This window comes from Naasia sp. SYSU D00948, from assembly GCF_017916515.1.
GTDB lineage: Bacteria > Actinomycetota > Actinomycetes > Actinomycetales > Microbacteriaceae > Naasia.
Genome location: NZ_JAFMTA010000001.1, coordinates 1,403,978 through 1,416,138, shown reverse-complemented (window position 1 = coordinate 1,416,138; position 12,161 = coordinate 1,403,978). Strand labels below are relative to the sequence as shown.

Sequence of the window (12,161 nt, the reverse complement as noted above, 5' to 3'; positions counted from 1 at the left end):
GTCAGCGCCGCCTCGCGAGGCGCCGGATCCCGCTCACGAGCGCGACGCCCGTCAGGACGTACGGGGCCGCGACGAGCAACCCCGCGATCCACTGGTGCGAGCCGTCCGCCCTGTTCTTCCCGAGGCGCGAGGAGAGGCCGCCGCGCCGGAACTCGGCGAGGACGCCCGTCTCGGTGATCGGGTTGTCGGGCTTCAGGGCCAGCAGGGAGCTCACCTGGCTCTCGATCGAGTCCACGCGATCGCCGAGGATGAGCAGCATCCAGTGGATCGACCGGGCCTCGCTGTAGCGCTCGTACGCGTAGCGGCGGATCCGGCCGGACAGCCCCTTGAGAGGCTGAGCCGTGCCGAACACCGGTGGGAGCCGCTCGTGCTCGATCGACCGCTCGCGCGGGACCTTCTCCTCCTGCTGCTCCGGGATCTCCCAGTGGGCGCCCGAGGCGGCCGGGTCGAACCGCATCTTCGGCACGCCGGGCCGGTTCGCCGGGTCGAGGTCGGTGCCCCATCCCGGGATCCGCGCGCGGAGCTCGTCGCTCGACGGCGCGAGGTGCGGCTTGTCCGCTGTGTAGACCATGGCGACTCCTATGCGGCGGGGAGGACGACCGTCTTGATGCAGTCGTCGAGCTTGGACGAGAACATGTGGTAGCCCTCGGCGATCTCGTCGAGAGGGATGCGGTGCGTGATGATCTCGCTCGGCTTGAGGTAGCCGGCGCGGACGTGGTCGAACAGGCGCCGCCACTCCCGCTTCACCGGCGTCTGGTTCATCCGCAGGGTCAGGCCCTTGTTCACCGCGTCGCCGAACTTGACCGCGCTCGGCACGGTGCCGTAGACACCGACCACCGAGATGTTCCCGCCCTTGCGGACGGAGTCGATCGACCAGTTGAGGGCGATCGGGGAGCCGCCCTGCAGCTTGAGCTGGCTCCCGGTGACGTGCTGGAGGAAGTGCCCGGACGCCTCCGCGCCGACCGCGTCGATCACGACGTCCGCGCCGAGCCCGTCGGTGATGTGCTTGATGTGCACGACGATGTCGTCGAACTCCACGAAGTTGTACGTCTCGGCGTGCGCGAAGGTGCGCGCCTTCTCGAGCCGGTACTCCAGGTGGTCGACGACGATCACGCGGCCGGCGCCCATGAACCAGGCGCACTTGGCGGCGTACAGGCCCACCGGGCCGGCCCCGAACACGACCACCGTGTCGCCCTCGACGATGTCCCCCAGCTCCGCCCCGAAGTAGCCCGTCGCACATGCGTCGGTGAGCATGAGCGCGTCCTCCTCGTCCATCCAGTCGGGGATGACGGTCGGCCCGACGTCGGCGAGCGGAACCCGGACGAACTCCGCCTGGCCTCCGTCGTAGCCCCCGGTGGTGTGGGAGTAGCCGTAGATGGCGCCGGCGGCGGTCGCGTTCGGATTGACGTTGTGGCAGTTGGAGTAGAGGCCGCGGGCGCAGAAGTAGCACGAGCCGCAGAAGATGTTGAACGGGACCATCACCCGGTCTCCGCGCTTCAGGTTCTGCACGGAGGGGCCCACTTCCTCGACCACGCCGATGAACTCGTGGCCGAAGGTGTGACCGATGCGGGTGTCCGGGATGAGCCCGTGGTACAGGTGCAGGTCCGAGCCGCAGATGGCCGCCTTCGTCACCCGCACGATCGCGTCGTTGGGGTGCTCGATCGCGGGGATGTCCTTCTCTTCCACCCGTATCTTGTACGGGCCGCGGTAGACCATCGCCTTCATCCGGCTCCTCCTGACTCGTGGGCTCGCCGCCAGCGTTCCACCCGCCCCCCGGCGCGCTCAAGGGGTGGACGCCGCCCGCGATCCGCGACAGGAGCCGCTCCGCACGGTCACCCCGGACCGTCGAAGTGCCACCTGGTGTCGCCATCCCGGCGGAATGGGAGCACCAGGTGGCATCTCGAGGGTCAGCGCTTGCGGGAGGTCCACTCCAGGAGACGGTCGACCGGCCACGTCGTGACGATGCGGTCGGCCGGGACGCCGTTGGCAGCCGCGCGCTCAGCGCCGTAGTCGAGGAACGCGAGCTGGCCGGGCGCGTGCGCGTCGGTGTCGATGCTGAACAGGCACCCCATCTCGACCGCGAGCCGGAGGAGGTCGTCGGGCGGGTCCTGCCGCTCCGGCCGCGAGTTGATCTCGACCGCCACGTCGTGGTCCACGCACGCCTGGAAGACGCGCTCGGCGTCGAACTCGGACTGCGGCCGGGTGCCGCGCGTGCCCTGCACGAGGCGGCCCGTGCAGTGACCGAGCACGTTCGTGTGCGGGTCCCGGATGCCGCCGAGCATCCGCTCGGTCATCACCTCCCGCGGCGAGCGCAGCTTCGAGTGCACGCTCGCGACGACGACGTCGAGCTTCCCGAGCATCTCGGGCGTCTGGTCGAGCGTGCCGTCCTCGAGGATGTCGACCTCGATCCCCTTGAGGAGACGGAAGTCGTCGTAGCGCCCGTTGATCTCGTCGACCCGCTCCAGCTCCTTCTCGAGCCGCTCCGAGCTGAGGCCGTTCGCGATGGTGAGGCTCGGCGAATGGTCCGTGAGCGCCTGATACTCACGGCCGAGCACGCGTGCGGCATCGACCATCACCTCGATCGGCACGGTGCCGTCCGACTCCTCGCTGTGCGAGTGCAGGTCCCCGCGCAGCAGCGCACGCAGCTCCTCCCCGCCCGAGGCGAGCGACCCCGCGCCGCGCTCGCGGAGAGCGGCGAGGTAGTCCGGCACCTGCCCGTCCACGGCCTGGCGCACCACCTCGTAGCTGCGGCCCCCGACGCCCTTCACGCTCTTCAGCCGCCCGTCCCGCGCCCGGCGGACGACGTCCTCCCCGTCCAGCGCCCCGACCGCGATGGCCGCGCGACGGAACGCCTGCACCTTGAACCCGGGCGCCTGCTCCCGCTCGAGCCAGAAGGCGATCTCGTTGAGGGCGGCGACCGGGTCCATGCCGCCATCATGCCGCGTCACCGGATCACCCCGGCGGCCTTCAGCTCGAGGTCCGCGAGCGCGGCGACCGTCGCGGGATCCCGCTCCCGCCAGGCGGTCGCGGGATCGGACGCCAGGGCGAGCAGCCGGGCAGACGGCGCAAGCACGAGCGCGCGGAGGGCGAGCAGGTCGCGGCCTTCGAGCGTCGCGGCCAGCCGCGCCGTGGCCCGGGCCCGGCGGGCGAAGGCGATGCGCCGCCGAAGCCAGACGGCGAGGACGAGCGCGATGGGGAGCACCGCGACGATCAGGCCCACCGTGACGCCGAGGGTCGTCATGAGGCGCTGCTGGTCCTGGCCGGAGGCCGCCAGCGAGGCCCCCACGCCGCTCGCCTCCTCGAAGGGCGCGGCCGCCGCGTCCCCGAGCACGGGGATCCCGCCGAGCGTGGAGGCCGCATCCGACATGGAGCGCCGGAGCCCGTCGCCCGCCTCCTCGACGCTGCGCCCGAAGCCCCCGAGCGCGGCGATGGCCGTCCCGATGCCGGTCCCGAGCACCGCCGCGACGACGATCGCGGTGAGGGCGACGACGTCGGCGACGACCTGCCGCGTCCGGACCAGTGGGGATGCCGAGTACAGCTGCATCCCCCCACCCTGCACGGGAAGCGGACGCGGCGCGCGGCCCTTGCCGTACCGGCGGGAGCGACCCCGCCGCCGCCCACCCCGCCGCCTGGATCTCATAGGAAGCCGAAAGGCGCCGTATCGGATCGTCTTGGGGGCGAGGCGTTTCCTGGCGGAGTCCACTGCCGAAGGGATCCCGATGACCAACCACAACGAGCCGGCCGACTCGAGCACCGAGCGAGAGCCGGACTTCCAGACCGCCACCGACCGGCCTGCCGCCTCGTCGACCGCCGCGTCGAGCGCCGACCTCCCTGCCGCCGCCGAGCCTCGCGGGCCCGCCCACTGGTTCCGCCGCCGACGGACCCTGACGATCACGGGCGCCGCGACCGCCGGAGCGCTCGTCCTCGGCCTGAGCTTCGCGGCGGGCACCGCCGTGGGCAGCTCCTCGGTCGCCGAGGACACCACGACCACCACCGTCGTCCCGGCCCTGCTGCCCGGCCGGGACCGCTACCCGGGCTGGGAGTCGGGCCAAGGCGGGACGAGCACGGGCGGCACCCAGTCACCGCCGGTCGACGCGACGGCCGAGCAGATGATCGGCGTCGTCACGATCGTCTCGGAGCTCGACTACGGCGTGGGCGAGGCGGCGGGGACCGGCATCGTCGTCACCTCGGACGGCACCGTGCTGACCAACCACCACGTCATCGAGGGCGCGACGAGCATCGAGGTCACGGTGGAGTCCACCGGGGAGACCTACTCCGCCTCCGTCGTCGGCTACGACGAGTCCGAGGACGTCGCCGTGCTCCAGCTGGACGGCGCGTCGGGCCTCGACACCGTCGAGCTCGACCCGTCCGAGGAGCTCACGCTCGGCGAGTCCGTCACCTCGATCGGCAACGCCGAGGGCACCGGCGACCTCGTCGCGGCCGAGGGCACGATCACCGGACTCGACGAGACCATCACCGCGGGGGACGCCTCCGGCGGGGACGCCGAGCGGCTCACCAGCCTGATCGAGATCGACGCCTACGTCGTCTCCGGCGACTCCGGCGGTCCGCTCCTGGACGCCGAGGGAGACGTCATCGGCCTCGTGACCGCCGCGTCCTCGGGAACGGCGAGCGTGACCGGCTACGCCATCGACATCGACGTCGCGATCGAGGTGTGGGAGCAGGTCGAATCCGGCGAGGAGACCGTCACGGTGGAGATCGGGCTTCCCGCCTTCCTCGGCGTGCTGCTGTCGGGCGCGCCGAGCGCCCCGGGCGTCCTGATCGGCGGGGTGGTGGACGGGTCTCCCGCGGCGAGCGCGGGTCTGGTCGCGGGCGACAGCATCACGGCGGTCGACGGCGTGCCGGTCACGAGCGCGGACGAGCTCGGCGCCGCGATCGCCGCCCACGAGCCCGGCGACCCGGTCGAGATCTCCTACACCGACTCGACGGGAGCGATGAACCTCGTGACGGTCACGCTGACGGAGGGGCCCGCCGCGTAGCCGTGTCACCCGAGAGCCCGGGGCCGGTGGTCCCGGGCTGTCCTCGTGCCGGCCGCCGCCCCCCGCCCACTACGCTCGAAAGGCGGCGAGGGCCGGCGGAGGAGGAGCAGGATGAGCAGCGCGGCGGGCGTCGTCACCTCCGATTCCGCCCCGTTCGAGGCCATGGTGTCGGACTTCCCTGCGCCCGTCCCGGAGCTCGCCGTCGCGAGCCGATCGCTGATCCTCGACGTCTTCCCGCGCGCGGTCGAGGTCGTGTGGGCGCAGCAGAGGACCGCCGGATACGGAACCGGGCCCCGGAAGATGACGGACCAGTTCTGCTGGCTCGCGCCCTACCCGAAGCACGTCGTGTTCGGGTTCTACTACGGAACCGAGCTCCCGGACCCGGAAGGCCTCCTCGAGGGCACCGGGCGCCTGATGCGGCACGTGAAGATCCGCCGTCCCGAGGATCTCGAGCGCGCAGGGCTGCACGACCTCGTCACCATCGCGAGCACCCATCGCGTTCCTCCTCCGAAGGGCTGACCGCATGTCCGAGCGTCCGAACATCCTCTGGATCTCCACCCACGACATCAGCCCGCACCTCGGCACCTACGCGGGCGTCTGGCCCGGCGCCGAGCAGGCGGTGACGCCGAACCTGGATGCGCTCGCGGCCGAGGGCGCCCGCTTCGACAACGCGTTCGCCGCCGGTCCGGTCTGCGCGCCCTCGCGGGCCGCCATCGTCACGGGCTGCTATCCCACCGCGATCGGCACGATGCACATGCGCACGAAGGCCGTGCCGCCCCCGGAGGTGAAGCTCCTCCCCGAGTACCTGCGCGCCGCGGGCTACTACACGACCAACAACTGGTTCACGGACTTCCAGGTGGAGGTCCCGCCGACCGCGTTCGACGACTGCAGCGAGACCGGGCACTGGCGGAACCGGCCGACGCCCGACACGCCCTTCTTCGCGGCGTTCCACGGCATGGTCACGCACGAGTCGGCCATCTACCTGGCCGACGACGCGTTCGCGGCGGCGACCGCGCACGTCTCGCCCGAGCAGCGGCACGACCCGGCGGACGTGCAGCTTCCGCCCTACTATCCCGACACCGAGGTGTTCCGCCGGTCGTGGGCCCGCTATCTCGACCTGATCACCGAGATGGACTACCAGGTCGGCGAGCTGCTCTCACAGCTCGACGAGGACGGCCTGACCGACAGCACCGTCGTCGTCTTCTGGAGCGACCACGGCGTCGGAATGCCGCGCGCCAAGCGCTGGGCGCACGAGTCGGGACTCCGGGAGCCGCTGATCGTGCGCTGGCCGGGGACCATCCCGCCCGGCGAGGTGCGGACCCAGATCGCCCAGCTGCTCGATCTCGCGCCCACCATGCTGACCGTCGCGGGACTCCCCATTCCGGAGCACATGCACGGCGCTCCGCTCTTCGACGGCGACGGCACCTTCCTGTCTCCCAACACGTACGCCTTCGGCGCGCGGGACCGGATGGACGAGCAGCAGGACGCGGCGCGCACGGTCCGGGACGAGCGCTACCGCTACATCCGCAACCTCCACCCGGACCGCTCGGAGCTCGGGCACCTCGAGTACGCGGACCACCTCGACACCTGGCGCGAGTTCCGCCGCCTCGCGAAGGACGAGGCGAATCAGCTGGGCCGCGGCGAGCGGCCCGACCTCCTCACCGACCTGCAGCGCGCGATCGTCGCTCCGTCGAAGCCCGTCGAGGAGCTCTACGACATCGCGGTGGATCCCCACGAGACGGCGAACCTCGCGGAGGATCCCGCGTACGCCCCCGTGCTCGACCGGCTGCGGGCCGCGCTCGACGAGTGGACGGATCGGTACGGGGACCTCGGGCTGATCCCGGAGGCGGAGCTGATCGAGCGGTGGCGCCCGGGCGGCCGCCCCCAGGTCACGGCGCGGCCCGAGGTCACGAGCGAGGGCGGCAGGATCACCGCGACCAGCTCGACGCCGGGCTCCTCGCTCGGCTGGACGACCGACGCACCCGCCCCTGCACAGGAGACGGGGCTGGCGGCGGTGCTCGGCAGCACCATCGGGATGCCGAGGACGGGCGGTCGCCGCTGGCGCCTCTACACCGGGCCGTTCGAGCCTCCGTCCGGCGCCACGGTGTGGGTCGGCGCCTGGCGGCTCGGCTTCGAGCCGAGCGAGCTCGTCGAGGTCGCGCCCGCGTGACGCTGCAGGGTCAGAGCGCCGCGAGCAGCGCGAGGCTCAGGGCCCCGCATGCGACGATGATGAGCACGTCGGGCACGCGGGCGAGGCGGTGCACGAGCGGGACCGCGGCGGCCACGGCGATGGTGCCTCCGACGATGAGGACCGGCGGCACCCCCGCCTCCGCTCCGATGGCCGCGTTCGAGTGCAGCATCGACACCGACGTCGAGGCGAGCAGCCCGCAGATGACCGGGAGGATGAAGCTCGCGATGTTCCGGACGAACAGGGAGTGCCGGGCCTTGTCGTAGCCGGCGAGCACCCCGAGCGCGAGGGCCGAGCACGCCCCGATGCTCGCGAGGAACGCCGCCGACGCGAGCACCGCGCCCAGAGCCGGACCGGCGAGGTCGAAGCCGACGACGTACCCGAGGCCGGAGGCGATCTTCACGAGGATCGGGCCCGGCAGCGCGTTGGCGACCGGAACGACCTGACCGTAGAAGACGGAGGACTCGACGAGTCCGGGCGCGACGAAGAAGCCGTCCGCCACACCGACGTAGGCCTCTCCCCCGCCGAACGAGGACAGCGTCGAGAACGTGATCAGCCCGAGGAACGAGCCGTTCTCCGGCGCCGGGCCGAGCAGCACCGCGGCGAGCACGCTCACCACCGTGAGCCCGGCGAGCACCGCGACCCCCGCGAGGGTCCGCTTCAGCCCGGCCGGCTCCTCCGGGTGCTCCTCGAACCGCTGTCGTCCGAAGCGGATCCTCTCGATCACGGAGACCAGAGCGATCCCGGCGATCGCGGCGAGGATGAGGCCCAGCGCCGACAGCTCCGGGACGGTGAACGGCTGCTCGACCCCGGCGACCTCGCTCACGAGACCGACGGTCTTGTCGGCGCCGGTCAGGAGGAACGCGGCGATCGCGATGGCGACGTACACGTGCCGGCGGTGTCCGCTGGTGCGGATCACCTTGGCCACGTAGTGCGCGAGGAGATAGAGGATGAACGCGGTGATCCCGAGCGAGGCGTACTCGACGATCCGGATCGCGTCCGGACCCAGTGCGGCGAAGAACGCGAGCAGGGCCACGGTGATCGCCGCGCCGGGCAGCGCGACCGCGACCGCCGACGCGGTCGCAAGCACGGGACCGCCGAGCTGGATGCCGGACAGCGCCGCGATCTTCACCGGCAGCGCTCCTGGCGTGATGTTGGCGATCACCGTGTCCTGGACGAAGGTCTTCTCGGTCAGCCCGCCGTGCGGGGTGACCAGCTCCTTCTCGAGGACCGGGATCAGAGCGCTGCCTCCGCCGAAGCCGATGAACCCGACCTTGAGCATCGCGGGCACCTGGCGGTGCGGCCGGTGCCCGTCCTCGGTTCGGACCGCCGCGGTGCTCCCCATCCCTCGCCGCTCGATCCGTCTCAGTGGGCCGGGATGGAGGCCTCGGTGCCCGGAGCAGCCGCGCCGGCGGCGGAGAGCCGCGACTCGAGCTCCTCGAGCTGCTGCTTCCGCAGCTGCGGCATCGCCGCGGACAGCATGAGCGGCGTCATGCCCGAGAAGTACCGGCGGGACGAGTCGTTGCGCATGAGCGGGAACACCTCCTGAATCAGAGGCCGGGTCCGCTCATCCTCCATCAGGCGCCCGACCGGCGTGGACACCACGATGGCGTCGCGCGGGAAGTCTGCGATGCGCGGAGCGGGGGACGACGCCGCAGCGACGCGGCTCCACTGCCGATCGATCAGCAGGTGCTCGGAGGTCACCGGCCCCTCGGCCGGCAGTCCCAGCCGCTCGTACTGCTCCTCGGGCGCATCGCTCTCGCGCATGGCGTCCACGAGGAGGCGGGCCATCCGCAGCTCGAGCTCCGGGTCGTTGAGCGGGTTCTTCTGGTCCGGGTCCTCCGCGAGGTCGTACAGCAGGGTGCCGTAGGCCGCGGGGTTCCCCGCCGGTGCCGCAGGGATCTTCATCGTCTTCACGTCCTTCGTGAACGTGAAGGGATCAGCGAGCTCGAAGTCGCGCAGCTCCTCGACGAAGAAGCGGCTCCGCATGTGCGTCGGCATGAGGGTGTACTCGTAGAGCGGCTGGTTGTCGTCGGTCGCGGAGGCACGCATGTAGACGTAGCGGCCGTCGGTGACGCTGGCGTGGGACCCGTGCACGCCGAAGAGGGTCGCCTCGCGGACGGGGGTGTCGTCCGCGACGACCGGCTGGAGCGGGTGTCCCTGCATGTCGGGAGTGGGCTGCACGCCGAAGAAGTCGAGGAGGGTCGGCGCGATGTCGATGGTCGCCACGAGGCTCGACCGCCGGACGTCCTGCTCTCGCGCGCGCGGGTCCCAGAGGAAGAGCGGGGTGTGGATGGTCTCGTCGAACCACGGCATGACGCTCTTGCCCCACCAGCCGTGCTCGCCCAGGAGGAAGCCGTGGTCGGTGTTGACGATGAGCATCGTGTCGTCCCACATGTCGTGCTCGTCCATGAAGTCGAGCACGCGGCCGAGGGACCGGTCGCACATGGTCACCAACGCGAAGTACTCCGCCCGCACGGCGTCCACGGTCTCGTCGGACTCGATGACGCGGCGGTAGGACGGCCAGTCGTAGATCCGGTCGTCGTTCCGGTCCGGGTAGAGCTCGCGATACCGCTCGTAGCTGAAGAACGGCTCGTGCGGGTCGAACGTCTCGATCTGCACGAACCAGTTCTGCTGGTCCTTGTTCGTCTCGAGGAAGTGCAGCCCCGCGTCGAACGTCAGGGTCTGGGGGTGGTCCGCCTCGTCGGTGAGGTAGAGCCGGTTCACCCAGTCCTGGCGCGTGAGGAAGTTGTCGCCGTTGTCGTTGGGGGGCGGGGTGACGCCTCCGACGTGTCCCTTCCACGCGTCGCCCTCCTGACCGCGGAAGAACTCGTAGGTGCTGTACCGGTTGTGATAGGTGGCGCCGCCATCCTCCCAGTAGTGCTGGTGGTCGGTGGCGAGGTGGGTGTGGACGCCGTTCTGCTTGAGGATCTCCGGCATCGAGTCGTCGAACGGCTCGAGCGGGCCCCAGGAGCGGTGCAGGAAGTTGTAGCGGCCGGTGTGCAGCTCCCGCCGAGCGGGCATGCACGGCATGCTTCCCGCGTAGCAGTTGTCGAAGGTGACGCTTCTGCGGGCGAGGCGCTCGAAGTTGGGGGCATCGATTTCGTCGGCTCCCCAGTTCGGCAGAAGCCTCCGGTTGAGGCTGTCGAACATCACCATGATCGCCCGCATGGGTCTCCCTCATCGCCGAGTGAGGCGACCTCTCGCCTCTACGCTCGCCCAGTCTATGTGACAAGTCGGATAGTAGAAAGGGGCCGGGCTCTTCCGGACCCGGCCCCCTTCCAACGATGACCGCTACTTGGGCTGCACGTTCCAGAGGTACGGAAGGGCATTCCCGGTCTGCGGTACCGCCTCGGTGTTCGCATCGCTCATGAACATCTGGGTCGGCCGGAAGAAGGGCGCGTTCCAGGCGTTCTCGACGAGGTAGCGGTTGAGCTCCCGCCCTGCCTCGGCCGCCTCGTCCTCGCTGCCGGTCTGGATCGTCCCGATCCACTCCTGAACCTCGGGGGTCGTGTAGTGGAGGGGGTTCCAGGTCGCGTTCTCGGCGATCTGGAACTGGCTCAGCTGCCAGTCCGTCGGCCCGATCTGGAGCTGGAACCAGGACATCGGATACTTCCCGCTGAGCAGCCCCGGGATGAACTCCGTGGCCTGGATCTGCTCGTAGTTGACGGTGATGCCGATCTGCGCCAGCTGGTCCGCCATGAGCGTCCACGTGGAGGCCGCGACACTCGGGGTCTGCGGCATGGTGACCTCGAAGCCGTCCTCGTAGCCGGCCTCGGCGAGGAGCTCCTTCGCGCGGTCCACGTCGTACTCGTAGAGGGAGTCCAGCTCCTCGTCGAAGCCGGGCGACCAGGGCGCGAAGATCTGAGCGGTCGGCTCCCCGTACCCGGCGCCCATCGTCTTGAGCAGAGCCTCACGATCGATGCCGTAGTTGATCGCCTGGCGCACCCTGACGTCACCGAGAGCGGGGACGAGCGTGCCCGCTCGGTCCATGATGAGGAACCCGGTCCAGTTGAGGACGGACTCGTTCTTGGTGTAGCCGGCCGCCTCCATCTGGGGAACAGTGGTGAGGTCGATCACGGTCGTGACGTTGAGCTGGTTGCCCTGCACCGCGTTCAGCAGGGAAGTCGGGTCCGTGTACACCTGGAGGATCAGCTTGTCGTAGTGCTGGTCCTCGGGCTTCCAGTAGTCCTCGTTCTTGTCGAAGACGTAGCTGCTGCCGACCACCGTCTCACCGGCGTTCAGGATGTACGGCCCGGAGCCGACCGGCTCGGTCGCCATGATCGGGTCGTTCACCAACTCGGCGGGCGCCACGAGCCCGGCGTTCTGGGTGAGGTTCGTGAGGATGCCCGGGTCGGGCGCCGACAGCGTGAGCTCGAGGGTCGTCTCATCGACCGCGCGTGCATCGCCGAGATTGCGGAGGAGCGTGGCATTCGGCGAGGCGCCGCCCTTGAACGCCAGCAGGCTCGCCGCAGCGTCCTCCGCGGTGAGGGGTTCGCCGTTGGTGAAGGTGACGTCGTCGCGGAGGGTCATGGTGAGGACCGTCTTGTCCTCGTTGTACTCCCAGTCCGTGGCGAGGTTCGGCTCGACCTCGAAGTCGGGATTCGCCCGGAGGAGGGAGTCGTAGACCGCCTGGCCGTAGGGCGACTCGTTCGCCCAGCGCATGTCCTTCTGGGCGAAGGTCGTCGCCTGGGCGATGACCCCCCAGGTCAGGGTTCCGCCTCCAGCGCCGGAGCCGTCACCGCCCCCCGTCTCCCCACCCTCGCCCCCGGCACAGCCGGCGAGCGCCAGCACCGCGGCCGCCGCGACGATCGCGGCCCGCTTCAACTTGAACATCGTTGTCCTTCCGATTGCCTTGGAGATCCGCTTTCGACCGCCCACGTCCCAGCGCGCACCGGAGGGGCGGTAAGACTAATCTATGTGACAAATCTACTAGTCGAGCGCGGCAAGGACAAGACGTCGCCTGGCCCCAGGGG

General features: G+C 70.5%; 10 protein-coding genes. 3 read left to right on the top strand and 7 right to left on the bottom strand.

Translation table 11 applies throughout. The features are described from left to right. Position 1: 1 nt before the first annotated feature. The 4 genes from J3P30_RS06715 to J3P30_RS06700 form a co-directional block, all read right to left on the bottom strand. Positions 2-571, bottom strand: coding sequence for a hypothetical protein (locus tag J3P30_RS06715; RefSeq protein ID WP_210480162.1), 570 nt, complete (start codon positions 569-571; stop codon positions 2-4). An 8-nt stretch (positions 572-579) separates the two neighbouring features. Further along, positions 580-1,725: a zinc-dependent alcohol dehydrogenase gene (locus tag J3P30_RS06710; protein ID WP_210480161.1), complete on the bottom strand. Its 1,146-nt coding sequence runs from the start codon at positions 1,723-1,725 to the stop codon at positions 580-582. Positions 1,726-1,907: 182 nt separating this feature from the next. Then, positions 1,908-2,927 (bottom strand): PHP domain-containing protein, encoded by a 1,020-nt coding sequence (locus J3P30_RS06705; protein ID WP_210480160.1) that lies wholly within the window; start codon positions 2,925-2,927, stop codon positions 1,908-1,910. 17 nt (positions 2,928-2,944) lie between these two features. Beyond that, complete coding sequence (locus tag J3P30_RS06700; protein ID WP_210480159.1) at positions 2,945-3,544, bottom strand: hypothetical protein; 600 nt, start codon at positions 3,542-3,544, stop codon at positions 2,945-2,947. Between the two features lie 175 nt (positions 3,545-3,719). On the opposite strand from J3P30_RS06700, the gene J3P30_RS06695 reads away from it, so the two are divergent. The 3 genes from J3P30_RS06695 to J3P30_RS06685 all read left to right on the top strand — a co-directional run bounded on the left by J3P30_RS06695 (position 3,720) and on the right by J3P30_RS06685 (position 7,167). Then, positions 3,720-4,997 (top strand): S1C family serine protease, encoded by a 1,278-nt coding sequence (locus tag J3P30_RS06695; protein WP_210480158.1) that lies wholly within the window; start codon positions 3,720-3,722, stop codon positions 4,995-4,997. Between the two features lie 111 nt (positions 4,998-5,108). Then, positions 5,109-5,516 carry a DUF1801 domain-containing protein gene (locus J3P30_RS06690; protein ID WP_210480157.1) on the top strand — a complete coding sequence of 136 codons (408 nt, stop codon included), beginning with the start codon at positions 5,109-5,111 and terminating at the stop codon, positions 5,514-5,516. Positions 5,517-5,520: 4 nt separating this feature from the next. Further along, positions 5,521-7,167 carry a sulfatase gene (locus J3P30_RS06685; RefSeq protein ID WP_210480156.1) on the top strand — a complete coding sequence of 549 codons (1,647 nt, stop codon included), beginning with the start codon at positions 5,521-5,523 and terminating at the stop codon, positions 7,165-7,167. Positions 7,168-7,177: 10 nt separating this feature from the next. On the opposite strand, the gene J3P30_RS06680 is transcribed toward J3P30_RS06685, so the two are convergent. The 3 genes from J3P30_RS06680 to J3P30_RS06670 all read right to left on the bottom strand — a co-directional run bounded on the left by J3P30_RS06680 (position 7,178) and on the right by J3P30_RS06670 (position 12,021). After that, positions 7,178-8,530: a chromate transporter gene (locus J3P30_RS06680; RefSeq protein WP_210480155.1), complete on the bottom strand. Its 1,353-nt coding sequence runs from the start codon at positions 8,528-8,530 to the stop codon at positions 7,178-7,180. 20 nt (positions 8,531-8,550) lie between these two features. Continuing rightward, positions 8,551-10,356 (bottom strand): sulfatase, encoded by a 1,806-nt coding sequence (locus J3P30_RS06675; protein ID WP_210480154.1) that lies wholly within the window; start codon positions 10,354-10,356, stop codon positions 8,551-8,553. A gap of 123 nt (positions 10,357-10,479) precedes the next feature. Next, positions 10,480-12,021, bottom strand: coding sequence for an ABC transporter substrate-binding protein (locus J3P30_RS06670; protein ID WP_210480153.1), 1,542 nt, complete (start codon positions 12,019-12,021; stop codon positions 10,480-10,482). Positions 12,022-12,161 lie beyond the last annotated feature (140 nt).